This window comes from Enterobacter sp. WCHEn045836 (assembly GCF_003965585.1).
Taxonomy (GTDB): Bacteria; Pseudomonadota; Gammaproteobacteria; order Enterobacterales; family Enterobacteriaceae; genus Enterobacter; species Enterobacter dissolvens.
In genome coordinates this window covers 1-24,774 of record NZ_RXPT01000023.1, presented here as the reverse complement: position 1 = coordinate 24,774, position 24,774 = coordinate 1, and the positions used below count along the sequence as shown (strand labels likewise).

Genomic DNA, 24,774 nt, shown 5'->3' with positions numbered 1-24,774 from the left:
TTTATTGAGGTTAAATTTCCCTATGTACCAGGTTGTTGCATCTGACTTAGATGGCACGCTGCTTTCCCCCGACCACACCCTGTCGCCTTACGCGAAAGAGACGTTAAAACTGCTGACTGCCCGCGGCGTGCACTTTGTGTTTGCCACCGGGCGCCACCACGTGGACGTGGGGCAGATCCGCGATAACCTGGAGATCAAATCGTACATGATCACCTCCAACGGTGCGCGCGTGCACGACACCGATGGCAATCTGATCTTTACCCACAACCTGGATCGCGATATTGCCGCCGATCTGTTCGGTGTGGTGCACAATAATCCGGCTATCGTCACGAACGTTTACCGCGATGATGACTGGTTCATGAACCGTCATCGTCCGGAAGAGATGCGTTTCTTCAAAGAAGCGGTGTTTAACTACTCCCTGTATGAGCCAGGTCTGCTGGAGCCGGAAGGGATCAGCAAAGTCTTCTTTACCTGCGAAAGTCACGAAGAACTGCTGCCGCTGGAGCAGGCGATCAACGCCCGCTGGGGCGATCGCGTCAACGTAAGCTTCTCCACGCTGACCTGCCTGGAAGTGATGGCGGGGGGGGTCTCCAAAGGTCACGCTCTGGAAGCGGTAGCCAAACGCATGGGCTTTGAGCTGAAAGACTGTATCGCCTTTGGTGATGGCATGAACGATGCTGAGATGCTCTCGATGGCGGGTAAAGGCTGCATCATGCAGAACGCGCACCAGCGCCTGAAAGACCTGCACCCGGAGCTGGAAGTGATCGGCACTAACGCAGACAACGCGGTACCGAAATATCTGCGCAAGCTGTTCCTTGAATAATCTTCATTTGATTATTTATCGCTCAGTTGTCAACTAAAGAGTTCGCTACAATGCCTCTCCTTCTTTCTGAGAGACAAGCATTGTGGCGCTACTCATTATCACCACTATCCTGTGGGCCTTCTCCTTTAGCCTGATTGGCGAATACCTTGCCGGTTCGGTCGACAGCTATTTCTCGGTGCTGATGCGCGTGGGGCTGGCGGCGCTGGTGTTCCTGCCCTTTTTGCGGATGCGCGGACAATCACTGAAGACCATTCTGCTCTATATGCTGGTGGGGGCGATGCAGCTCGGCATCATGTATCTGTTCAGCTTTCGGGCGTATATCTACTTGTCCGTTTCGGAGTTCCTGCTCTTTACGGTGCTGACGCCGCTCTACATCACGCTGATTTACGACCTGCTCAGCAGGCGTCGTCTGCGTTGGGGCTATCTGTTGAGTGCGGCGCTGGCGGTGATTGGCGCGGCGATTATTCGCTACGATAAAGTGAGCGATCACTTCTGGACCGGCCTGATGTTCGTGCAGTTAGCAAACATCAGCTTCGCCATCGGCATGGTGGGCTACAAGCGCCTGATGGAAACCCGCCCGATGCCGCAGCACAACGCCTTTGCCTGGTTCTATCTGGGGGCGGCGGTGGTTGCGGTCGCGGCGTGGTTTATGCTGGGTAACCCGCAAAAGCTACCTACCACCTCCGTGCAGTGGGGCATTTTGGTCTGGCTGGGTGTGGTGGCCTCGGGGCTGGGGTACTTCATATGGAACTACGGCGCTACGCAGGTAGACGCCGGTACGCTGGGGATCATGAACAATGTGCATGTACCCGCGGGGCTGCTGGTTAATCTTGCCATCTGGCAGCAACAGCCACACTGGCCAAGTTTCCTTATTGGGGGAGCGGTGATCCTGGCTTCGCTGTGGGTACATCGGCGTTGGGTCGCTCCGCGCTCCGCACAAACGGAAGATGGTCGCACGCGTGGTTCCGCGTTGAGCGAATAAACGCTTCCGTTATCGGCTGACGCTGCTCGCCATCGCGCACGGCAGCGTACAGCCGGCTCCACAGTCCTTCACCCAGGGTTTTGGTGACCACCAGGCCCTGGCGTTCAAAACTCTCCACCACCCAATGCGGCAGCGCCGCGATGCCCATTCTGGCGGCCACCATCTGAATCAACAGCAACGTATTATCCACGCTTTTCAGCTGTGGGCTGATACCCGCTGGCTGCAGGAAATGGCGCCAGATATCCAGGCGACTGCGCTGCACCGGGTATATCAGCAGTGTCTCAGTCGCCAGGTCTTCCGGGGTGATACGCGTCTTGCTGGCCAGCGGATGATCCGGCGCCAGCACCAGGCGCACCTCATAATCGAACATCGGTGAATAGTGCAGGCCACTACGTGGCAGGATGTCTGATGTCATGACCAGATCCAGTTCGCCCTGCTGGAGAGACGGCTGCGGGTCAAACGTCACGCCGGAGGTAAAGTCCATCTCCACCTGCGGCCACTTCTGGCGGAAGTTTTCAAGCGCGGGAGTTAACCACTGAATACAGCTGTGGCACTCAATGGCGATACGCAATTTAGTCTGCTGCGGCTCATTACAGGACTGAAGCGCGCTGGCAATCTGCGGCAGCACCTGATTAGCCAGTTGCAGGAGGATCTCGCCCTGCGGGGTAAAGCGCAGCGGCTGGCTCTTACGCACAAACAGACGAAAGCCGAGACGTTGTTCCAGATCGCTGAACTGGTGAGAAAGGGCGGACTGAGTCTGGTGCAGTGAGGCCGCCGCCGCCGCGAGAGAACCGCAGTTTCGCAACGCTTGTAGCGTTTTCAGGTGTTTTATCTCGATCATGAAAGTCCTTCACTTCGCCATGAACATTTTGCGCTTGAGGAATATACAGTACCTGCCAATTATAGATGTGTAAACATCTGGACGTCTAAATAACGAATTTCACAAGGGGCATGACATGACAATCCGCAATCACACTCTCGGTTTCCCTCGCGTTGGCCTGCGTCGCGAGCTAAAAAAAGCACAAGAAAGCTACTGGGCAGGAAACACCACGCGTGAAGAGCTGCTGGCAGTGGGCCGCGAACTGCGTGCCCGCCACTGGGAGCAGCAAAAACAGGCGGGGGTAGACCTGCTGCCGGTGGGCGATTTCGCCTGGTACGACCATGTTCTGACGACCAGCCTGCTGCTTGGCAACGTACCGGCTCGTCATCAGAACAACGATGGATCGGTAGATATCGACACGCTGTTCCGCATCGGCCGTGGCCGGGCGCCAACCGGTGAGCCAGCGGCAGCGGCGGAAATGACCAAGTGGTTTAACACCAACTATCACTATATGGTGCCGGAATTTGTTAAAGGGCAGCAGTTCAAACTGACCTGGACCCAGTTACTGGATGAAGTGGACGAAGCGCTGGCGCTGGGGCATCAGGTGAAACCGGTGCTGCTGGGGCCTGTGACCTACCTGTGGTTGGGGAAAGTCAAAGGCGAGCCGTTCGATCGTCTGAGCCTGCTGAAGGACATTCTGCCGGTCTACAAACAGGTGCTGATTGAGCTGGGCAAACGCGGTATTCAGTGGGTGCAAATTGACGAGCCGGCGCTGGTGCTCGAACTGCCACAAGCGTGGCTTGATGCTTTCAAACCGGCTTACGATGCACTCACCGGGCAGGTGAAGCTGTTGCTTACCACCTACTTTGAAGGTGTGACGCCGAACCTCGGCACCATCACCAGATTGCCGGTGCAGGGCCTGCACGTTGACCTGGTGCATGGCAAAGATAATGTCGCAGAACTGCATAAACGCCTGCCAGCGGACTGGCTGCTTTCTGCCGGGCTGGTGAATGGTCGTAACGTCTGGCGCGCCGATCTGACAGAGAAATATGCGCAGATTAAGGATATCGTCGGCAAACGTGAATTGTGGGTTGCCTCTTCCTGCTCCCTGCTGCACAGCCCGATCGATCTCAGCGTAGAAACCCGTCTGGATGCGGAAGTGAAGAGCTGGTTCGCCTTTGCCCTGCAAAAATGTGAAGAGCTGGCCCTGCTGCGTGATGCCCTGAACAGCGGTGACACGGCGGCGATTACCGAATGGAGCGCCCCGATTCAGGCGCGCCGTCACTCGGCTCGCGTTCACAACCCGGCGGTGGAAAAACGCCTGGCGGCCATCACCGCGCAGGACAGCCAGCGGCAAAGCCCGTATGAAGTGCGTGCTGAAGCCCAGCGTGCCCGTTTCAACTTGCCTGCGTGGCCAACCACCACCATCGGTTCCTTCCCGCAAACTACCGAGATCCGCGGTCTGCGTCTGGACTTCAAAAAGGGCAACCTTGATGCGGCCAACTACCGCACCGGCATCGCGGAACATATCAAACAGGCGATTGTGGAGCAGGAGCGCTTAGGTCTGGACGTGCTGGTTCACGGGGAGGCGGAGCGTAACGACATGGTGGAGTACTTCGGTGAACATCTGGACGGCTTCGTCTTTACCCAAAACGGCTGGGTGCAGAGCTACGGCTCCCGCTGCGTAAAACCGCCGGTGGTGATCGGTGATGTCAGCCGTCCGCACCCGATCACCGTCGAATGGGCTAAATATGCCCAGTCCCTGACTGACAAGCCGGTAAAAGGCATGTTGACCGGTCCGGTGACCATTCTTTGCTGGTCCTTCCCGCGTGAGGACGTCAGCCGCGAAACGATCGCGAAGCAAATTGCGCTGGCGCTGCGTGATGAAGTGGCGGATCTGGAAGCGGCGGGCATTGGCATCATCCAGATTGATGAACCGGCCCTGCGCGAAGGGCTTCCGCTGCGTCGTAGCGACTGGGATGCCTATCTGCAGTGGGGTGTGGAAGCATTCCGCATCAACGCCGCAGTGGCGAAGGATGACACGCAGATCCACACCCATATGTGTTACTGCGAATTTAACGACATCATGGATTCGATCGCCGCACTGGACGCCGACGTGATCACCATTGAAACCTCGCGTTCAGATATGGAGCTGCTGGAGTCGTTCGAAGAGTTCGACTACCCGAACGAAATCGGGCCGGGTGTGTATGACATTCACTCCCCGAACGTGCCGAGCGTGGAGTGGATCGAAGCCCTGCTGAAGAAAGCCGCCCGGCGCATTCCGGCAGAGCGTCTGTGGGTGAACCCGGACTGCGGTCTGAAAACCCGCGGCTGGCCTGAAACCCGCGCGGCGCTGGCGAACATGGTGCAGGCGGCGCAGAATTTGCGTCAGGGATAAGACGTTCGTTGCTCCCGTTATGTAGGCCCGGTAAGGCATCGCCGCCACCGGGCTTTAATGTTTACGCTTTCTTCCCGCCATACTGGCTAAACCACGCCAGCATTCTCTGCCAGCCATCTTTCGCAGATTCTGCGTGATAGCTCGGACGATAATCGGCGTTAAACGCATGCCCGGCATCCGGATAGACCACAATCTCCGCCTTCGCATTCGCCGCGCGTAGCGCATGACGCATAGTCTCTACCGTATCGAGTGGAATACCCGTGTCCTGACCACCGTACAGTCCCAGCACCGGGGCATTTAAGTCTGTGGCGATATCAACCGGATGTTTTGGTGAGTTCAGCGTTTTTTCGCCTACCAGTTTACCGTACCAGGCCACGGCAGCTTTCAGTTGCGGATTGTGTGCGGCATACAGCCAGCTAATGCGTCCCCCCCAACAGAAACCCGTTATCATCAGGCGATGCGCATCACCGCCGTTACGCGCCGCCCAGCTGGCAACATGATCCAGATCGGCCAGCACCTGTGCATCCGGCACTTTGCTGACCAGGTTGCTCAAAAGCGTTGGGATGTCGCTGTAGTCATTCGGATCGCCCTGACGGAAATAGAGCTCTGGCGCAACGGCCAGATAACCTTCCAGCGCCAGTCGGCGGCAGAGGTCGCGAATATGTTCGTGAACGCCGAAAATTTCCTGAACCACAATCACGATCGGCAGCGGACCGTCAGCCGATTTTGGTCGCGCGTGGTAAGCAGGCATATTCTCCCCCTGCGAGGGAATGGAGGTCTCTCCCGCCGTGATGGCGTCTTCAGGCGTTGAGACGATGGTCGAGGCATGCGGGGCCGCAGCAGGTGCAAAACCGGTTTTTTCAGTCATGGCATTCTCCGTACCAATGAGTTAGCGCAAAGGTAAATATAGACACCAGGTTAACAACCCACAGTGCCTTAAACGGTCTATCTTTTGTGCAGCACGCCACGATATAACTTGTTAATGTGATGTAAATCACTTTTTTATGGAAATTTACTGCAATCATTTTCATTCATGGTGAGATGTGTCACGAAATTATGCGTATTGCTTCTGTAAAGTACCGTTTTACTTCTTCTGACTAACCGACCCACAGAGGAGTCACCTATGTCTAAGTCTGATGTTTTTCATCTCGGCCTCACCAAAAACGATTTACAAGGGGCTACGCTCGCTATCGTCCCGGGCGATCCTGAGCGTGTGGAAAAGATCGCCGCGCTGATGGATAAGCCGGTTAAGCTGGCAGCCCATCGTGAATTCACCACCTGGCGTGCAGAGCTGGATGGTAAGGCCGTGATTGTGTGCTCTACCGGTATCGGTGGCCCGTCTACCTCCATTGCCGTTGAAGAGCTGGCGCAGCTGGGCATCCGTACTTTCCTGCGTATCGGTACCACTGGCGCTATTCAGCCGCATATTAACGTCGGCGACGTGCTGGTCACGACCGCGTCCGTGCGCCTGGATGGCGCAAGCCTGCACTTTGCACCAATGGAGTTCCCGGCGGTTGCCGATTTCGAATGTACGACGGCGCTGGTTGAAGCGGCGAAATCCGTTGGCGCCACCACGCACGTGGGCGTAACCGCCTCTTCCGATACCTTCTACCCAGGCCAGGAGCGTTACGACACCTTCTCTGGCCGTGTGGTGAGCCGTTTTAAAGGTTCTATGGAAGAGTGGCAGTCTATGGGCGTGATGAACTATGAGATGGAATCCGCAACGCTGCTGACCATGTGCGCAAGCCAGGGTCTGCGTGCCGGTATGGTGGCGGGCGTTATCGTCAACCGTACCCAGCAGGAGATCCCGAACGCCGAAACCATGAAGCAGACCGAAAGTCATGCGGTGAAAATCGTGGTTGAAGCCGCGCGTCGTCTAATCTAGTTCCCTCTTCTGCAACCAAAGGCCGACACGTTCGGCCTTTATTTTTTGCGTAGCGCCTCGCAGGAAAACCCTTTCAAACTGGACGTTTATACAGCACAATCTTATTTTGTGCGGTAATACGTTGATGCAGGGGGCATTGTGGATCTCTCAATCCTGATTTACGCGGTGATTGCGCTGGCGGGCGTGGCGATAGGCTGGCTGATTTCCAGCTATCAGCACGCGCAGCAAAAGGCCGACCAGCTGGCAGAGCGTGAAGAGATAGTCGCCGAGCTAAGCGGGGCAAAACAGCAACTTGCGTTGAGTGAACACTGGCGAGACGAGTGCGAGTTACTCAACAACGAACTGCGCAATCTGCGTGATATCAACACTTCACTGGAAGCCGATCTCCGTGAAGTAACGACCCGCCTTGAATCCACTCAACTGCATGCGGAAGATAAAATCCGCCAGATGATCAACAGCGAGCAGCGTCTCAGCGAACAGTTTGAGAACCTCGCAAACCGCATTTTTGAACACAGCAACCGCCGCGTTGATGAACAAAACCGCCAGAGTCTGAACAGTCTCCTGACGCCTCTGCGTGAGCAACTGGACGGTTTCCGTCGTCAGGTGCAGGACAGCTTTGGTCAGGAGGCCCGTGAGCGCCACACCCTGGCACATGAAATTCGTAATTTGCAGCAGCTGAATGCGCAAATGGCGCAGGAGGCGGTCAACCTGACCCGTGCCCTGAAAGGGGATAACAAAACGCAGGGTAACTGGGGTGAAGTCGTCCTCACCCGGGTGCTGGAAGCTTCTGGTCTGCGTGAAGGGTATGAATACGAAACTCAGGTCAGCATCGAAAACGACGCCCGCTCGCGAATGCAGCCGGATGTCATCGTGCGTTTGCCGCAGGGCAAGGATGTGGTGATTGACGCCAAAATGACGCTGGTGGCCTATGAGCGTTACTTCAACGCGGAGGATGACTACACCCGCGAATCGGCGCTACAGGAGCACATTGCCTCCGTGCGGAACCATATTCGTCTGCTGGGCAGAAAAGACTACCAGCAGCTGCCGGGGCTGCGCTCACTTGACTATGTCCTGATGTTTATCCCGGTAGAGCCCGCGTTTCTGCTGGCACTCGACAGACAGCCCGAACTGATAACTGAAGCGCTGAAAAACAACATTATGCTGGTCAGTCCCACCACGCTGCTGGTGGCGTTACGCACCATTGCCAACCTGTGGCGCTATGAACATCAGAGCCGCAACGCGCAGCAGATTGCCGATCGCGCCAGCAAGCTGTACGACAAAATGCGCCTCTTTGTGGATGATATGTCCTCGGTCGGGCAAAGCCTGGACCGCGCGCAGGACAACTACCGCCAGGCGATGAAAAAACTCGCCTCCGGGCGTGGCAATCTGCTGGCGCAAGCCGAAGCCTTCCGCGGACTGGGGGTAGAGGTTAAACGCGAGATTAATCCGGAACTGGTTGAACAAGCCACGGCACAGGACGAAGAGTTTCGCCTGCGGGAAGGCGCTGATGAACAAAAGAGAGACAGTGAAGACAACGAGTTAGCGGCAGAGTTATCGCCAGACCCGCATCTGGCGCGTTTCTTACGTGGTGGTTGAAACGTAGGGCAAACGCGCCCAATCTGTTACACTTCACGAACATTTTACTGATAAGCAGGCTCTGAGATGGTTGACGATTCACAAGACACGACGCACTTTGGCTTTCAGACTGTCGCCAAAGCGCAGAAAGCTGACATGGTGGCCCACGTATTTCATTCCGTGGCGGCGAAGTACGATGTGATGAATGACTTGATGTCATTCGGCATTCATCGCTTGTGGAAGCGCTTCACCATCGACTGTAGCGGTGTACGTCGTGGACAAACGGTACTGGATCTTGCCGGTGGTACTGGCGATTTGACCGCGAAGTTCTCCCGTCTGGTGGGTGAAACCGGGCGTGTCGTTCTGGCCGACATCAATGACTCCATGCTGAAAATGGGACGCGAGAAGCTGCGTAACATCGGCGTGGTGGGGAATGTTGAGTATGTGCAGGCAAACGCCGAAGCGCTGCCGTTCCCGGACAACACCTTTGACTGCATCACCATCTCGTTTGGCCTGCGTAACGTTACTGATAAAGAAAAAGCGCTGCGCTCAATGTATCGCGTGTTGAAACCGGGTGGACGTCTGCTGGTGCTTGAGTTCTCCAAACCGATTATCGAGCCACTGAGCAAAGCCTACGACGCCTATTCATTCCACGTTCTGCCGCGTATCGGCGAGCTGGTGGCAAACGACGCAGAAAGCTACCGCTATCTGGCGGAATCCATTCGCATGCATCCGGATCAGGACACTCTGAAGGCCATGATGCAGGACGCGGCGTTTGAAAACGTTGAGTATTTCAACATGACGGCGGGTGTCGTCGCACTGCATCGCGGTTATAAGTTCTGAGTGGAGGTGTCCCGTGCCCTTTAAACCCTTAGTCACCGCAGGCATCGAGAATGTACTGAATGCCTTCCTTTATCGTGCGCCGGCGCTAAAAGCCGCGCGTCAGCGGCTTAACGGGAAGGTATTACGCATCGTTTTAAAAGAGTTCTCGACGCCGCTTGTGCTGGTCTTCAGCGAACGCCAGCTTGACGTTCTGGGGGAGTGGGAAGGAGAAGCCGACTGCTCTGTCATCACGCACATGAGCGTGCTGCCAAAACTGCGTGACCGCCAGCAGCTGACGGCGCTGATCCGTAGCGGTGAGCTGGAAGTGGAAGGCGACCTACAGGTCGTACAAAATTTCGTTGCGCTCAGCGATCTGGCTGAGTTCGACCCGGCAGAGCTGCTTGCGCCTTTTATTGGCGACATTGCAGCGGAAGGGATCGGCAAAGCCCTGCATGGCGGTACCGCGTTCCTGCGTAAAAGCCTGCAACGTCAGCAGCGCTATGCGGCAGAAGTGCTGACCGAAGAGTGGCGTATGGCCCCCGGACCGCTGGAAGTGGCCTGGTTCGCGGAAGAGACCGCGGCTGTTGAACGTGCGGTTGATGCGTTAACCAAACGGCTGGAAAAACTGGAGGGCAAATGACGCCTGGTGAAATTCGGCGCCTCTATTTTATCGTCCACACCTTTTTGAGTTACGGGCTCGACGAGCTTATCCCCAAAATGCGTATCACGCTGCCGCTTCGTATCTGGCGGCGGATGCTGTTCTGGATGCCTAATCGCCATAAAGGTCAGCCGCTGGGTGAACGCCTGCGTCTGGCGCTACAGGAGCTGGGCCCGGTATGGATTAAGTTCGGGCAAATGCTCTCTACCCGTCGCGATCTTTTCCCGCCCCAGATTGCCGATCAGCTGGCGCTGCTGCAGGATCGCGTGGCCCCGTTTGACGGCGTGCGCGCGAAAAAACAGATCGAAGAGGCGATGGGCAATATTCCTGTTGAGACCTGGTTCGACGATTTCGACATTCAGCCTTTGGCTTCTGCCTCCATTGCCCAGGTGCATACCGCACGTCTGAAAGAGAATGGCAAAGAAGTCGTTATCAAAGTTATCCGCCCGGATATCCTGCCGATCATCAAAGCGGACATGAAGCTTATCTATCGTCTGGCGCGCTGGGTTCCACGTCTGCTCCCTGACGGACGCCGCCTGCGCCCGCTGGAGGTGGTACGGGAATACGAAAAAACGCTAATCGATGAACTGAACCTGCTGCGCGAGTCGGCAAACGCCATCCAGCTGCGTCGCAATTTTGAAAACAGCCCGATGCTGTATGTCCCTGAAGTCTATTCTGACTACTGCAGCCAGAACATGATGGTTATGGAGCGTATTTACGGTATTCCTGTCTCGGATGTCGTGGCCCTGGAGAAGCAGGGAACGAACATGAAGCTGTTGGCCGAACGTGGCGTACAAGTCTTCTTTACCCAGGTCTTCCGCGACAGCTTTTTCCACGCAGACATGCATCCGGGCAATATCTTTGTGAGCTATGAGCATCCGGATGACCCGCAATATATCGGCATTGACTGCGGTATTGTCGGTTCGCTGAATAAAGAAGATAAGCGTTATCTGGCGGAGAATTTTATCGCCTTCTTTAACCGCGACTACCGTAAGGTGGCCGAACTGCACGTCGATTCAGGATGGGTTCCGCCGGATACCAATGTCGAAGAGTTCGAGTTTGCCATCCGTACCGTCTGCGAACCGATTTTTGAAAAACCGCTGGCGGAAATCTCGTTCGGTCACGTGCTACTGAATCTGTTTAACACCGCTCGCCGCTTCAACATGGAAGTGCAGCCACAGCTTGTTTTACTCCAGAAAACATTACTTTACGTTGAAGGTGTAGGTCGACAGCTCTATCCTCAGTTAGACTTGTGGAAGACGGCGAAACCTTTCCTGGAATCCTGGATTAAAGATCAGGTTGGCATTCCGGCACTGGTACGTGCGTTCAAAGATAAAGCCCCGTTCTGGGTTGAAAAAATGCCGGAGCTTCCTGAACTGGTGTATGACAGTTTGCGTCAGAGCAAGAACCTGCAACTCAGCATGGATAAAATCGCCCACGAGCTTCAGTCGAATCGTGTGCGTCAGGGCCAGTCTCGCTATCTGTTTGGTATTGGCGCAACACTGCTGCTAAGTGGTACGTTGTTGTTAATCAACCGTCCGGACTGGCAGATGGCGCCCGCCTGGCTGATGGCCGCCGGAATAGTGGTCTGGTTCGTTGGCTGGAGAAAGACGCGCTGAACAGTCGTCGCTATCACCAGGCTGCGTACGTATAATGCGGCCTGACTAATTAATCATCTATCACTGAGGAATTTGTATGGGTGGTATCAGTATCTGGCAATTGTTAATTATTGCCGTCATCGTCGTGCTGCTGTTTGGCACCAAAAAGCTCGGTTCTATCGGTTCCGATCTGGGCGCGTCTATCAAAGGCTTCAAAAAAGCGATGAGCGATGATGAGAACAAGCAGGATAAAACCAGCCAGGATGCTGATTTCACTGCTAAGTCCATCTCCGACAAGCAAGAAGATGCCAAAAAGGAAGACGCTAAACGCCACGATAAAGAGCAGGTATAAGTCGTGTTCGACATTGGTTTTGGTGAGCTGCTGCTGGTCTTTGTGATTGGCCTGATTGTGCTGGGTCCGCAGCGTTTACCCGTTGCAGTAAAAACGGTTGCGGGGTGGGTGCGTGCGCTTCGTTCGCTGGCGACTACCGTACAGAACGAGCTGGCGCAGGAGCTTAAGCTGCAGGAATTTCAGGAAAGCCTGAAAAAGGTTGAGAGGGCGAGCATGGATAACCTGACGCCGGAACTGAAAGCTTCAATGGATGAACTGCGCGAAGCGGCAGAATCCATGAAGCGCTCCTACAGCGTCAACGATCCTGAAAAAGCGAGCGATGAAGCAAACACCATTCACAACCCGGTGGTGAAGAACAGTGAAGCGCAGCGCGAGGGCGTAACGCCTGCCAGCGCGGAGCATCAGGCCACCGCGCCTGAACATACGCCGCAGGAACCTGAACTGAAAAAACAGGCGCAGCCGGAAGACCCTGTGGTCAAAGCGGCTGAGGCAAAGCCCGCCGCGCCTGTTACCGAATCATCCCCCTCGTCGAGTGATAAAGCGTAAACATGGCAGTAGATGATACTCAACCGCTCATTACGCACCTCATAGAGCTGCGTAAGCGCCTGTTAAACTGCATTATTGCGGTTTTCGTTATTTTCTTATGCCTGGTTTATTTCGCCAACGATATCTACCAGGTTGTCTCTGCGCCGCTGATAAAGCAGATGCCGCTGGGCGCGACGATGATCGCGACGGACGTTGCTTCGCCGTTCTTCACGCCCATTAAGCTCACGTTCTGGGTATCGTTGATTGCTTCTGCTCCGGTCATTCTTTACCAGGTCTGGGCGTTTGTGGCGCCGGCCTTGTATAAGCATGAACGCAAACTGGTGATCCCGTTGCTGGTCTCCAGCTCGCTGCTGTTCTATATCGGCATGGCGTTTGCCTATTTCGTGGTCTTCCCGCTGGCCTTCGGCTTCCTGACGCATACCGCGCCAGAAGGGGTACAGGTGTCGACCGATATCGCCAGCTATCTCAGCTTTGTGATGGCGCTGTTTATGGCGTTCGGCGTGGCGTTTGAAGTGCCGGTAGCGATTGTGCTGCTTTGTTGGGTAGGGGTGACAACCCCGGATGACCTGCGTAAGAAGCGTCCGTACATCCTGGTCGGCGCATTTGTGGTCGGCATGCTGCTGACGCCACCCGATGTCTTCTCGCAAACGTTGCTGGCCATACCGATGTATTGCCTGTTTGAGGTTGGCGTCTTCTTCTCACGTTTCTATGTGGGGAAAGGGCGTCGATCAGAGGACGAAGACGACGTCTCTGAAAAGAGCACTGAAGAGTAAAACCAGCCGCCCGTCAGGGCGGTTGTCATATGGGGATCTGCATGTTTGATATCGGACTCAACCTGACCAGTTTGCAGTTTGCGAAAGATCGTGACGACGTGGTGGCGCGTGCGTTTGACGCTGGCGTAAAAGGCCTGCTGTTGACAGGCACCAATCTGCATGAAAGCGAGCAGGCGCGACAGCTGGCTCAACGCTACGATCGCTGCTGGTCTACCGCGGGCGTGCATCCTCACGACAGTAGCCAGTGGACCTCGGAGAGTGCTGAAATCATACACAGGCTGGCGAAAACATCCGAAGTGGTGGCCATCGGTGAATGTGGCCTCGATTTCAACCGCAATTTTTCCACCCCTGCCGAACAGGAAAACGCGTTTACGGCGCAACTCGCCCTGGCGGCCGAGCTTGAAATGCCGGTGTTTATGCACTGTCGTGACGCGCATGAGCGCTTCCTCGCGCTGCTGGACCCCTGGCTGGATAAACTGCCTGGCGCAGTGCTGCACTGCTTTACCGGTACTCGTCAGGAGGCGCTGGACTGTCTGGATCGTGGGCTTTATCTGGGGATTACCGGCTGGGTGTGCGATGAACGTCGCGGGCTGGAGCTTCGCGAACTGTTGCCGGCGATCCCGGCCGACCGGTTGCTCTTCGAAACCGACGCGCCTTATTTATTGCCGCGTGATATCAAACCAAAACCGGCATCGCGACGTAACGAACCGGCCTGGCTGGGGCATATTGTCACGAGCGTGGCGCAGTGGCGCGGAGAAGATCCGAATGGGTTATCTGCGCTGACGGATGACAACGTGCGTCGCCTGTTTGGCATTGATTTTTAAACTTTGCGGAAGTCGGTGTTTTTCACGCTTTGCAGCACCTGCTTATTAAGCAGATTGAGCAACAGCATGGAGCGTGCTTCACCGTCTGGCTCGGCGAATATCGCCTGCAGGCCTTCGAAGGCACCTTCGGTGATGACAACACTGTCTCCCGCGTACGGGGTTTCCGGGTCGGTAATATCTTCAGGTTGTTGATAAACCGAAAGCTGATGGATCACCGTCGACGGCACCGTTGCCGGGTGCGCACCAAAACGGACAAAATGGCTGACGCCACGCGTGGCACTGATGGTAGTGGTGTGGATCACTTCCGGGTCGAATTCCACGAACAAATAGTTCGGAAATAACGGCTCACTGACGGTTGTGCGCTTCCCGCGCTGCATTTTTTCAAGCGTGATCACGGGTGTCAGGCAATTTACAGACTGACGTTCTAAATGTTCCTGCGCGCGCTGAAGCTGCCCGCGTTTGCAATACAGTAAATACCAGGCCTGCATAATCACTCTTTCCCTTAGTTTCGGGCGCAAGCATATCAAAACCCTGGCGGGATCGCTAAGTTGATTATAATGGCCGAAATGGGAACAGGATGCAGAAGTTCACGCTAATTTAACAAAATTACAGCATCACGCAGGCTTACGCCGTATAATGAAGCGCTTACAGAGAGGCCATGATTAACTGCATGAAATACCACGATCTCCGCGACTTCCTGACGCTGCTGGAAAAGCAGGGCGAACTCAAACGCATTACGCTTCCTGTCGATCCTTATCTGGAAATGACAGAAATTGCTGACCGCACCCTGCGTGCCGGTGGTCCGGCGCTTCTGTTTGAAAACCCGAAAGGTTATTCAATGCCGGTGCTGTGCAACCTGTTTGGGACACCTCGGCGTGTGGCGTTGGGCATGGGGCAAGAGGACGTCACCGCGTTACGTGAAGTAGGTAAACTTCTCGCGTTTCTGAAAGAGCCGGAGCCACCGAAAGGCTTCCGCGATCTGTTCGATAAACTGCCGCAGTTTAAGCAGGTACTGAACATGCCAACCAAACGCCTTCGCGGCGCGCCATGCCAGCAGAAAGTGCTGGAAGGCGATGCGGTTGATCTGACCAAAATCCCGATCATGCAGTGCTGGCCTGAAGATGCTGCGCCACTCATCACCTGGGGGCTCACCGTCACACGCGGGCCACACAAAGAGCGTCAAAATCTGGGTATTTACCGCCAGCAGCTGATTGGCAAGAATAAGCTCATTATGCGCTGGCTGTCGCATCGCGGTGGCGCGCTGGATTTCCAGGAGTGGTGCGCTGCGCACCCGGGCGAGCGTTTTCCGGTCTCTGTTGCGTTAGGTGCCGACCCCGCCACCATTCTGGGCGCGGTCACGCCAGTGCCGGATACGCTGTCGGAATATGCCTTCGCAGGACTGCTGCGTGGCACCAAAACGGAAGTCGTGAAGTGTATCTCTAACGACCTCGAAGTGCCCGCGAGTGCAGAGATTGTCCTGGAAGGTTACATTGAACAGGGCGAGCTGGCACCCGAAGGCCCGTACGGTGACCACACGGGCTATTATAACGAAGTGGATAACTTCCCGGTGTTTACCGTCACGCACATTACCCAGCGTGAAGATGCGATTTATCACTCCACTTATACCGGACGTCCACCGGACGAACCCGCAGTGCTGGGCGTGGCGCTGAATGAAGTGTTTGTGCCGATCCTGCAAAAGCAGTTCCCGGAAATTGTTGATTTCTATCTGCCGCCTGAAGGATGCTCGTATCGCCTGGCGGTGGTCACAATGAAGAAGCAGTATCCTGGCCACGCGAAACGCGTGATGATGGGCGTATGGTCTTTCCTGCGCCAGTTTATGTATACCAAATTTGTGATTGTCTGCGATGATGACGTTAACGCCCGCGACTGGAATGATGTTATCTGGGCCATTACCACGCGAATGGATCCGGCGCGCGACACGGTGTTAGTGGAAAACACGCCGATAGATTATCTGGATTTTGCCTCGCCGGTTTCCGGACTTGGCTCAAAAATGGGACTGGATGCCACAAATAAATGGCCTGGCGAAACCGACCGTGAATGGGGTCGCCCGATCAAGAAAGATCCTGCTGTGACCGCGCGAATTGACGCGATCTGGGACGAACTGGCCATAATGAGTAACGGTAAACCGCAGGCTGACCGTTAAGCCCTATAGACTTCCCGACAGAGAGAGCGAATGACAACCTTAAGCTGTAAAGTGACCTCGGTAGATGCTATCACCGACACCGTATATCGCGTCCGTTTAGTGCCTGAAGCGGCATTCTCTTTCCGTGCTGGTCAGTACCTGATGGTCGTGATGGATGAACGTGATAAGCGTCCTTTCTCTATGGCCTCAACGCCAGCGGAGCAGGAATTTATTGAGCTTCATATTGGTGCGTCAGAGCTTAACCTGTATGCGATGGCGGTGATGGATCGGATCCTGAAGGAACGCGAAATCGTAGTGGATATTCCACACGGTGAAGCGTGGCTGCGCGATGACGAAGACCGTCCACTGATCCTGATCGCTGGTGGCACAGGCTTCTCGTATGTGCGCTCTATTCTGTTGACCGCACTGGCCCGTAATCCAGACCGTGATATCACCATTTACTGGGGTGGCCGCGAAGAGAAACATCTCTACGACCTCTCTGAGCTGGAAGCGCTGAGCGTTAACCATCCCAACCTGCGTGTTGAGCCGGTGGTTGAGCAGCCGGAAGAGGGCTGGCGTGGGCGTAGCGGGACGGTGCTGACGGCGGTACTGCAGGATCATGGCACGCTGGCAGGGCACGACATCTATATCGCGGGCCGCTTTGAGATGGCGAAAATTGCCCGTGACCTGTTCTGTAACGAACGTGATGCACGTGAAGATCGTCTGTTTGGCGATGCGTTTGCGTTTATCTAAATAAAAAACCCGCCCCTGACAGGCGGGAAGAACGGCAACTAAACTGTCTCTCTTCGCCAATGGCGTCACTTGCGGCGAGGTACCTCTCGTAGGCCGGGAAAGCGCAGCGCCTCCCGGCAAAAGCCCGATGGCGCGATGCTTATCGGGCCTACGTTATCGCCTTACACTCTCTCAAACACCGTCGCGATACCCTGACCCAACCCAATACACATCGTTGCCAGACCAAACTGCGCGTCTTTGCGTTCCATCAGGTTAATCAGCGTTGTGCTAATACGCGCCCCGGAGCAGCCCAGCGGGTGACCGAGGGCGATCGCGCCGCCGTTGAGGTTAATCTTCTCGTCGATCTGCTCCATCAGCCCCAGATCTTTGATGCACGGCAGGATCTGCGCGGCGAACGCTTCATTCATCTCAAACAGGTCGATATCGCTGGTGGTCAATCCCGCTTTTTTCAGCGCCAGCTTCGAGGCCGGAACCGGGCCGTAGCCCATGATTGAAGGATCGCATCCTACAACCGCCATCGAACGTACCCGAGCGCGTGGCGTTAACCCCAGCTCGCAGGCGCGGCTTTCGCTCATAACCAGCATCGCGGCCGCTCCGTCAGACAGCGCTGACGAGGTCCCTGCTGTAACCGTGCCGGTAACCGGGTCAAACGCCGGACGCAGTGTGGACAGCGCTTCAACGGTGGTTTCCGGACGGATCACTTCGTCGTAGCTGAACTGTTTCAGAACGCCGTCAGCGTCGTGGCCGCCGGTCGGGATGATCTCATTCTTAAACGCGCCGGATTGCGTGGCGGCCCATGCGCGAGCATGAGAACGCGCGGCAAAGGTATCCTGCATTTCACGGCTGATGCCGTGCAGACGGGACAGCATTTCGGCGGTCAGTCCCATCATGCCTGCGGCTTTCGCCACGTTACGACTCATGCCAGGGTGGAAATCGACCCCGTGGCTCATTGGCACATGGCCCATGTGTTCCACGCCGCCGACCAGGCAGGCCTGGGCATCGCCGGTCATGATCATACGTGCCGCATCATGCAGCGCCTGCATTGAGGAACCGCACAGACGGTTGACGGTCACTGCCGGCACCGAATGCGGGATCTCCGCCAGCAGCGACGCATTACGGGCAATGTTGAAGCCCTGCTCAAGCGTCTGTTGCACACAGCCCCAGTAGATATCGTCGAGCGCAGCCGGGTCCAGCGCCGGATTACGCGCCAGCAGGCTACGCATCAGGTGCGCTGAGAGATCCTCAGCACGCACGTTACGGAAGGCACCGCCTTTTGAACGGCCCATTGGGGTGCGAATCGCATCAACAATGACAACCTTTTCCATTGTGACTCCTTAAGCCGTTTTCAGCTCGCCAACCGGGCGGGCTGGCTCAACTGCTGGGTAATAGGTTTCGTTATGGCGCGCTTTGTTACGCAGCCCTTCCGGCACGTCATAAAGCGGGCCGAGGTGTTGATACTGCTGCACCATATCGAGATAGCGGGCGCTGCCGAGCGTATCCAGCCAGCGGAACGCGCCGCCGTGGAACGGAGGGAAGCCCAGGCCATAGACCAGCGCCATATCGGCCTCTGCCGGGCTGGCGATAATGCCTTCTTCGAGGCAACGCACCACTTCGTTGATCATTGGAATCATCATCCGGGCGATGATTTCATCGTCCGTGAAGTCACGTTTTGGCTGACTCACCCCGGCCAGCAGGCTATCCACCGCCGGATCTTCTTCTTTCTTCGGTTTGCCTTTGCTGTCTTCTTTATAGCGCCAGAAGCCCAGACCGTTTTTCTGACCGAAACGGTTAGCTTCGAACAGGGCGTCAATCGCATCGCGATAATCTTTCTGCATGCGCTGCGGGAAACCCGCTGCCATAACCGCCTGTGCATGATGCGCGGTATCAATGCCAACCACATCCAGCAGATACGCCGGACCCATTGGCCAGCCGAACTGTTTTTCCATCACTTTATCGACTTTGCGGAAATCCGCGCCGTCGCGCAGCAGCTGGCTGAAACCCGCGAAGTAAGGGAACAGCACGCGGTTGACGAAAAAGCCCGGGCAGTCGTTGACCACAATCGGGGTTTTGCCCATCTTGCTTGCCCACGCCACCACTTTTGCGATGGTATCGTCAGAGGTTTTTTCACCGCGGATCACTTCGACCAGTGGCATACGGTGCACCGGGTTGAAGAAATGCATTCCGCAGAAGTTTTCCGGGCGCTTCAGGACGCTTGCCAGCTCGCTAATCGGAATCGTCGAGGTGTTAGAGGCCAGTACGGTCTCCGGACGCACTTTCTCTTCCGTTTCGGCCAGCACCGCTTTCTTCACTTTCGGGTTCTCTACCACGGCCTCAACCACCACATCGACGCGGTCAAAACCGGTGTATTCCAGTACGGGCTGGATAGTGGAGATCACGCCTGCGAGTTTCAGACCGTCAATTTTGCCGCGTTCCAGCTGTTTATTGAGCAGCTTGGCCGCTTCGGTCATCCCCAGCGTCAGGGATTTCTCGCTGATGTCTTTCATCACCACCGGCACGCCCTTCCAGGCGGACTGGTAAGCGATGCCGCCGCCCATAATGCCTGCGCCAAGGACCGCCGCATGTTTTGGCGTCTCAACGTTTTTCGTCAGCTGTTTTGCTTTGCCTTTCACGAACTGATCGTTGAGGAAGATGCCAACCAGCGCGCGGGCTTCATTGGTGTGTGCCAGCGGGACAAAGCTCTGGTTTTCGAGCTTTAGTGCTTCGTCGCGGCCAAAGCGGGCTGCGGCTTCAATGGTTTTCACCGCCGTGATCGGCGCCGGGTAGTGTTTACCCGCCGTCTGCATCACCATACCTTTGGCGATGGTGAAGCTCATGGCCGCTTCAATCTTGCTGAGCTTTAACGGCTCCAGTTTCGGCTGGCGTTTGGCCTTCCAGTCGAGATCGCCGTTAATGGCCTGGCGCAGAATGGCAAGGGAGCCTTCAATCAGTTTTTCTGGTTTCACGACGCCATCGACCAGGCCGATTTTTTGTGCCTGCTCTGCGCCGACATCTTTACCTGCGGCAATGATTTCCAGGGCGCTGTCGGCGCCCAGCATGCGCGGCATACGTACGGAGCCGCCAAAGCCCGGCATAATGCCCAATTTGGTTTCCGGCAGACCGATGCGCAGATCCGGCGTGGCAAGGCGGTAGTCGGTGGCCAGCACGCATTCACAGCCGCCGCCCAGCGCGTAGCCGTTAACGGCGGAAAGGGTCGGGACAGGCAGATCTTCCAGACGATTGAAGACGCTGTTGGCAAAGTGCAGCCACTGGCTCAGCTGTTCTTCAGGCACCAGGAACAGTGAAAGAAATTCGGTGATATCGGCACCGACAATAAAGGCCGCTTTGTTCGAGCGCAGCAGCAGCCCTTTTAAATCAGTTTGCTTTTCAAGTACATCCAGCGCCTGGCCAAGACTGGCCACCGTCGCGGTATCGAGCTTATTGACTGAGCCGGGGGCATCGAACACCAGTTCGGCAATGCCATCTTCCAGCCAGTTGAGGTACAGGGTGTCGCCTTTGTAGAGCATGTCAGTCTCCTGAATCCAGCAAGTGGATCTGGTCATACCAGATGAGTCGGAGTGTGGGATTTATGTTAATAAAATGCAAATTACTCATTAAGAAATTGCTGCATTGATCACGGTCGGTGGAAATCACGCAGCCGGAGACAGGTGTGCTAAGATGCGAGGACTTGAGGTCAAAAAAACGAAAGGAAGAATGATGGACTCACTGGCTTCGCTTTATAAAAATCATATCGTTACCCTACAGGAACGTACCCGTGATGTACTCGCCCGCTTTAAGCTGGATGCGCTGTTAATCCACTCCGGCGAGCTGATGAATACCTTTCTGGACGACCATGCGTATCCGTTTAAAGTTAACCCGCAGTTTAAGGCCTGGGTGCCGGTAACCCAGGTGCCAAATTGCTGGTTGCTGGTGGATGGCGTGAACAAGCCGAAACTGTGGTTCTATCTGCCTGTCGATTACTGGCACAACGTTGAGCCACTGCCGACCAGCTTCTGGACAGAAGAAGTGGACGTTATTGCGTTACCAAAAGCCGACGGTATTGGCAGCCTGTTGCCAGCCGCGCGTGGCAATATCGCCTACATTGGTCCGGTACCAGAGCGTGCGCTGGGGCTGGATATCCCGGCAGACAAACTCAACCCGAAAGGGGTGCTGGATTATCTGCACTATTACCGCGCGTATAAAACCGACTACGAACTTTACTGCATGCGTGAAGCGCAAAAAACGGCGGTGAATGGCCACCGTGCGGCGCATGAAGCGTTCCAGTCCGGTATGAGCGAGTTCGATATCAATCAGGCATACCTCACCGCGACCGGTCACCGTGATACCGATGTGCCGTACAGCAACATCGTCGCCCTGAATGAACATGCGTCTGTGCTGCATTACACCAAACTGGATCACCATGTGCCGTCTGAGATGCGCAGCTTCCTGCTGGACGCGGGTGCAGAGTACAACGGCTACGCGGCAGACCTGACCCGTACCTGGGCGGCCAATGCGGATACCGATTTTGCGCACCTGATTAAAGACGTCAACGATGAGCAACTGGCGCTGATCAGCACCATGAAAGCCGGAACCAGCTATGTGGATTACCACATCCAGTTCCATCAGCGCATCGCTAAACTGCTGCGTAAACACCAGATTGTGAAAGACATGAGCGAAGAGGCGATGGTCGAAAACGATCTGACCGGGCCCTTTATGCCGCACGGTATCGGCCACCCGCTGGGTCTGCAGGTACACGATGTCGCGGGCTTTATGCAGGATGATACCGGCACGCACCTTGCCGCGCCGTCTAAATATCCTTACCTGCGCTGCACGCGTATTCTTGAACCGCGCATGGTGCTGACCATTGAGCCGGGGATCTACTTTATCGAATCGCTGTTAGCGCCATGGCGCGAAGGTCAGTTCAGCAAGCACTTCAACTGGGAAAAAATTGACGCGCTGAAACCGTTTGGCGGCATTCGTATCGAAGATAACGTGGTGATTCATGAGAACGGTATCGAGAATATGACGCGAGACCTGAAGCTGGCCTGATGGAAAGCTGGCTGATACCGGCTGAACCGGTCACCTTTGTTGAGGAAATCAAGAAAAGCCGCTTTATTACGCTGCTGGCACACACCGACGGCGTAGAGGCGGCAAAGGCATTTGTAGAGTCTGTCCGCGCTGCGCATCCTGATGCACGTCATCACTGCGTGGCGTGGGTCGCCGGGCCGCCGGACGACTCGCAGCAGCTGGGGTTTTCTGATGACGGTGAGCCTGCGGGCACTGCCGGTAAACCCATGCTTTCCCAGCTCATGGGCAGCGGTGTGGGCGAAATAACCGCCGTGGTCGTTCGTTACTACGGCGGCATCTTGTTAGGTACCGGTGGGCTGGTTAAAGCCTATGGCGGTGGCGTACAGCAGGCGCTTAATATGTTGGTCACCACCCGCAAAACGCCACTCACCGAATATACTTTGTTGTGCGACTACGCCCAGCTATCGGGTGTCGAAGCGCTGCTCAAACAGTTTAACGGTGTGATTGCACACAGTGATTACCAGGCAATGGTGCAATTGCGTGTGGCGCTTCCTCAGGCTGAACTGGCTGCTTTTTCGGCAAAACTGGCGGATTTTAGTCGCGGTTCGTTGCAATTGCTGCCGATTGAAGAATAATCCCCACCTCACTTTTTGAATACCAAAGGAAGCGGCAGAGATGCATTTTCGTGCCATAACCCGAATCGTTGGACTGCTGGTCATACTTTTTTCCGGGACGATGATTCTCCCAGGACTGGTGGCGCTTATCTACCGGGACGGTGCGGGGCGGGCATTTACCCAGACCTTCTTTGTCGCACTGGCGATTGGCTCACTGCTGTGGTGGCCAAACCGTCGTCAGAAAGGTGAGTTGAAATCACGTGAAGGGTTTCTGATTGTGGTGCTGTTCTGGACGGTGCTGGGGAGCGTCGGTTCGCTGCCCTTTATCTTCTCCGAACAACCCAACCTGAGCATCACAGATGCCTTTTTTGAATCCTTCTCCGGCTTAACGACCACCGGGGCGACAACGCTGGTGGGGCTGGATTCGTTACCCCACGCCATTCTCTTTTATCGCCAGATGCTGCAATGGTTCGGTGGTATGGGGATCATCGTCCTGGCTGTGGCTATCCTGCCGATTCTGGGCGTCGGGGGCATGCAGCTGTACCGGGCAGAAATGCCGGGGCCACTGAAAGATAACAAGATGCGCCCGCGTATTGCCGAGACGGCGAAAACCCTGTGGCTGATTTATGTTTTACTGACCGTCGCCTGTGCGCTGGCGCTGTGGTTTGCCGGCATGCCTGCGTTCGATGCCATTGGGCACAGCTTCGCGACAATCGCCATCGGCGGATTCTCTACCCACGATGCCAGCGTGGGCTACTTTAATAGCCCAACTATTAATACGATTATCGCTATTTTCCTGCTGATCTCCGGCTGTAACTACGGTCTACACTTCTCATTACTCAGCGGACGTAGCCTTAAGGTGTACTGGCGCGATCCCGAGTTCCGCATGTTTATTGGCGTCCAGCTCACGCTGGTGGTCATCTGTACGCTGGTGCTCTGGTTCCACGATGTCTATAACTCGGCGTTGACCACGCTAAACCAGGCGTTCTTCCAGGTGGTGTCGATGGCGACAACCGCAGGCTTTACCACGGACAGCATTGCCCGTTGGCCGCTGTTCCTGCCCGTGCTGCTGTTGTGCTCTGCGTTTATTGGCGGCTGCGCCGGATCGACGGGCGGTGGCCTGAAGGTGATTCGTATTCTGTTGCTCTTTAAGCAGGGGAACCGTGAGTTAAAACGCCTGGTGCACCCGAATGCGGTCTATAGCATCAAGCTGGGTAACCGGGCACTGCCGGAACGTATCCTTGAAGCGGTGTGGGGGTTCTTCTCGGCGTATGCCCTGGTCTTTATCGTCAGTATGCTGGCGATCATCGCGACGGGGGTGGATGATTTCTCTGCCTTTGCGTCCGTTGTGGCAACACTTAATAACCTCGGGCCTGGCCTGGGGGTCGTGGCGGATAACTTTGCCAGTATGAACCCGGTCGCGAAATGGATCTTAATCGCCAATATGCTGTTTGGGCGTCTCGAGGTCTTTACGCTGCTGGTGCTGTTCACCCCAACATTCTGGCGCGAATAAGGAGTCGTCGGTGAAAACACTTATTCTTTTCTCTACGCGAGACGGGCAAACGCGTGAGATTGCCTCTTATCTGGCTTCTGAATTAAAAGAGCTGGGCATTTACTCTGATGTGGTGAACCTGAACCGTACGGAGCAAATCACCTGGCAGGATTACGATCGTGTAGTCATCGGGGCGTCTATTCGTTACGGTCATTTCCATCCTGCGCTGGATCGCTTTGTGAAAAAGCATACGGCGGTACTCAATAAGCTGCCAGGGGCGTTCTACTCGGTCAACCTGGTGGCGCGCAAAGCAGAAAAGCGTACACCGCAGACCAACAGCTACACGCGCAAGTTTTTACTGAACTCTCCGTGGCGGCCAGATCTCTGCGCGGTCTTTGCAGGGGCGCTGCGTTATCCTCGCTATCGCTGGTATGACCGCTTTATGATTCGCCTGATTATGAAAATGACCGGCGGTGAAACCGATACGCGTAAAGAAGTGGTTTATACCGACTGGTCTCAGGTGGCCAGTTTTGCGCGGGAAATCGCGCATTTATCACGCGATTCGCAGCGTAAATAAGCACAGAGTTTGAAAAGTGAGCGAACGAAAAGTTTTTTGTATTTTGTGCTTGTCACTTCAGAATAACTCCCTATAATGCGCCTCCACTGACACGGAACAACGGCACACACGCCG

Annotated in this window: 23 protein-coding genes; 18 read left to right on the top strand and 5 right to left on the bottom strand. The window is 55.6% G+C overall.

Features of this window, described 5'->3' with window-relative positions:
- Window positions 1–22 precede the first annotated feature (22 nt).
- Together yigL and EKN38_RS22595 are read left to right on the top strand one after the other, a co-directional pair.
- Window positions 23–823, top strand: coding sequence for a sugar/pyridoxal phosphate phosphatase YigL (gene yigL / locus EKN38_RS22600; RefSeq protein WP_013099247.1), 801 nt, complete (start codon window positions 23–25; stop codon window positions 821–823).
- Window positions 824–905: 82 nt separating this feature from the next.
- On the top strand, window positions 906–1,805 hold the full coding sequence (locus tag EKN38_RS22595) for a carboxylate/amino acid/amine transporter (RefSeq protein ID WP_126522831.1): 900 nt from the start codon (window positions 906–908) through the stop codon (window positions 1,803–1,805).
- Here the strand turns inward: EKN38_RS22595 and metR are convergent.
- Window positions 1,693–2,646 (bottom strand): HTH-type transcriptional regulator MetR, encoded by a 954-nt coding sequence (gene metR, locus EKN38_RS22590; RefSeq protein WP_014833699.1) that lies wholly within the window; start codon window positions 2,644–2,646, stop codon window positions 1,693–1,695. The two genes, EKN38_RS22595 and metR, sit on opposite strands and share 113 nt — an antisense overlap.
- Window positions 2,647–2,761: 115 nt before the next feature.
- Between metR and metE the strand changes: the two genes are divergently transcribed.
- Window positions 2,762–5,023, top strand: a complete 2,262-nt coding sequence (metE, locus tag EKN38_RS22585; RefSeq protein WP_014833698.1) for a 5-methyltetrahydropteroyltriglutamate--homocysteine S-methyltransferase — start codon at window positions 2,762–2,764, stop codon at window positions 5,021–5,023.
- Between the two features lie 61 nt (window positions 5,024–5,084).
- Here the strand turns inward: metE and EKN38_RS22580 are convergent, their stop codons facing one another.
- Window positions 5,085–5,891 carry a dienelactone hydrolase family protein gene (locus EKN38_RS22580; RefSeq protein WP_046889419.1) on the bottom strand — a complete coding sequence of 269 codons (807 nt, stop codon included), beginning with the start codon at window positions 5,889–5,891 and terminating at the stop codon, window positions 5,085–5,087.
- A gap of 255 nt (window positions 5,892–6,146) precedes the next feature.
- On the opposite strand from EKN38_RS22580, the gene udp reads away from it, so the two are divergent.
- The 9 genes from udp (at window position 6,147) to tatD (ending at window position 14,056) form a co-directional block, all read left to right on the top strand.
- On the top strand, window positions 6,147–6,908 hold the full coding sequence (udp, locus tag EKN38_RS22575; RefSeq protein WP_003860792.1) for a uridine phosphorylase: 762 nt from the start codon (window positions 6,147–6,149) through the stop codon (window positions 6,906–6,908).
- 138 nt (window positions 6,909–7,046) lie between these two features.
- Window positions 7,047–8,504, top strand: a complete 1,458-nt coding sequence (rmuC, locus tag EKN38_RS22570) for a DNA recombination protein RmuC (protein ID WP_014833697.1) — start codon at window positions 7,047–7,049, stop codon at window positions 8,502–8,504.
- Between the two features lie 66 nt (window positions 8,505–8,570).
- Window positions 8,571–9,326 (top strand): bifunctional demethylmenaquinone methyltransferase/2-methoxy-6-polyprenyl-1,4-benzoquinol methylase UbiE, encoded by a 756-nt coding sequence (gene ubiE, locus EKN38_RS22565; RefSeq protein ID WP_013099241.1) that lies wholly within the window; start codon window positions 8,571–8,573, stop codon window positions 9,324–9,326.
- A gap of 13 nt (window positions 9,327–9,339) precedes the next feature.
- Complete coding sequence (gene ubiJ, locus EKN38_RS22560; RefSeq protein WP_014833696.1) at window positions 9,340–9,945, top strand: ubiquinone biosynthesis protein UbiJ; 606 nt, start codon at window positions 9,340–9,342, stop codon at window positions 9,943–9,945.
- Window positions 9,942–11,582, top strand: coding sequence for a ubiquinone biosynthesis regulatory protein kinase UbiB (gene ubiB / locus EKN38_RS22555; protein WP_014833695.1), 1,641 nt, complete (start codon window positions 9,942–9,944; stop codon window positions 11,580–11,582). Before ubiJ ends, ubiB begins: the two co-directional genes overlap by 4 nt.
- A gap of 76 nt (window positions 11,583–11,658) precedes the next feature.
- Window positions 11,659–11,913: a Sec-independent protein translocase subunit TatA gene (gene tatA, locus EKN38_RS22550; protein WP_014833694.1), complete on the top strand. Its 255-nt coding sequence runs from the start codon at window positions 11,659–11,661 to the stop codon at window positions 11,911–11,913.
- Window positions 11,914–11,916: 3 nt separating this feature from the next.
- On the top strand, window positions 11,917–12,459 hold the full coding sequence (gene tatB / locus EKN38_RS22545; RefSeq protein WP_014833693.1) for a Sec-independent protein translocase protein TatB: 543 nt from the start codon (window positions 11,917–11,919) through the stop codon (window positions 12,457–12,459).
- A gap of 2 nt (window positions 12,460–12,461) precedes the next feature.
- Entirely contained in the window at window positions 12,462–13,232 is a 771-nt protein-coding gene (gene tatC / locus EKN38_RS22540; RefSeq protein WP_014833692.1) for a Sec-independent protein translocase subunit TatC, read from the top strand.
- A 41-nt stretch (window positions 13,233–13,273) separates the two neighbouring features.
- Window positions 13,274–14,056, top strand: coding sequence for a 3'-5' ssDNA/RNA exonuclease TatD (gene tatD / locus EKN38_RS22535; protein WP_126522829.1), 783 nt, complete (start codon window positions 13,274–13,276; stop codon window positions 14,054–14,056).
- Here tatD and rfaH read toward each other — a convergent pair.
- Complete coding sequence (gene rfaH, locus EKN38_RS22530; RefSeq protein ID WP_013099234.1) at window positions 14,053–14,544, bottom strand: transcription/translation regulatory transformer protein RfaH; 492 nt, start codon at window positions 14,542–14,544, stop codon at window positions 14,053–14,055. The two genes, tatD and rfaH, sit on opposite strands and share 4 nt — an antisense overlap.
- Before the next feature lie 170 nt (window positions 14,545–14,714).
- Here rfaH and ubiD point away from each other — a divergent pair, with 170 nt between their 5' ends.
- Together ubiD and fre are read left to right on the top strand one after the other, a co-directional pair.
- Window positions 14,715–16,220 carry a 4-hydroxy-3-polyprenylbenzoate decarboxylase gene (ubiD, locus tag EKN38_RS22525; RefSeq protein WP_014833690.1) on the top strand — a complete coding sequence of 502 codons (1,506 nt, stop codon included), beginning with the start codon at window positions 14,715–14,717 and terminating at the stop codon, window positions 16,218–16,220.
- A gap of 30 nt (window positions 16,221–16,250) precedes the next feature.
- Window positions 16,251–16,952: an NAD(P)H-flavin reductase gene (fre, locus tag EKN38_RS22520; RefSeq protein ID WP_014833689.1), complete on the top strand. Its 702-nt coding sequence runs from the start codon at window positions 16,251–16,253 to the stop codon at window positions 16,950–16,952.
- A 161-nt stretch (window positions 16,953–17,113) separates the two neighbouring features.
- Here the strand turns inward: fre and fadA are convergent, their stop codons facing one another.
- Both fadA and fadB read right to left on the bottom strand, forming a co-directional pair.
- The gene (fadA, locus tag EKN38_RS22515) at window positions 17,114–18,277 is read right to left on the bottom strand and encodes an acetyl-CoA C-acyltransferase FadA (protein ID WP_014833688.1); all 1,164 of its coding nucleotides are present in this window, start codon (window positions 18,275–18,277) and stop codon (window positions 17,114–17,116) included.
- Between the two features lie 9 nt (window positions 18,278–18,286).
- The gene (gene fadB, locus EKN38_RS22510; RefSeq protein ID WP_014833687.1) at window positions 18,287–20,476 is read right to left on the bottom strand and encodes a fatty acid oxidation complex subunit alpha FadB; all 2,190 of its coding nucleotides are present in this window, start codon (window positions 20,474–20,476) and stop codon (window positions 18,287–18,289) included.
- A gap of 190 nt (window positions 20,477–20,666) precedes the next feature.
- Here fadB and pepQ point away from each other — a divergent pair, with 190 nt between their 5' ends.
- From pepQ to hemG, 4 genes are read left to right on the top strand one after another with little or no spacing between them, the layout of a single operon-like run.
- Window positions 20,667–21,998: a Xaa-Pro dipeptidase gene (pepQ, locus tag EKN38_RS22500; RefSeq protein WP_014833686.1), complete on the top strand. Its 1,332-nt coding sequence runs from the start codon at window positions 20,667–20,669 to the stop codon at window positions 21,996–21,998.
- A complete protein-coding gene (locus EKN38_RS22495) occupies window positions 21,998–22,612 on the top strand; it encodes an IMPACT family protein (protein WP_014833685.1) in 615 nt (204 codons plus the stop codon). Before pepQ ends, EKN38_RS22495 begins: the two co-directional genes overlap by 1 nt.
- Window positions 22,613–22,652: 40 nt before the next feature.
- Complete coding sequence (trkH, locus tag EKN38_RS22490; RefSeq protein ID WP_014833684.1) at window positions 22,653–24,104, top strand: Trk system potassium transporter TrkH; 1,452 nt, start codon at window positions 22,653–22,655, stop codon at window positions 24,102–24,104.
- 10 nt (window positions 24,105–24,114) lie between these two features.
- Window positions 24,115–24,660, top strand: a complete 546-nt coding sequence (gene hemG, locus EKN38_RS22485; RefSeq protein WP_014833683.1) for a menaquinone-dependent protoporphyrinogen IX dehydrogenase — start codon at window positions 24,115–24,117, stop codon at window positions 24,658–24,660.
- The last annotated feature ends 114 nt before the right edge of the window (window positions 24,661–24,774 follow it).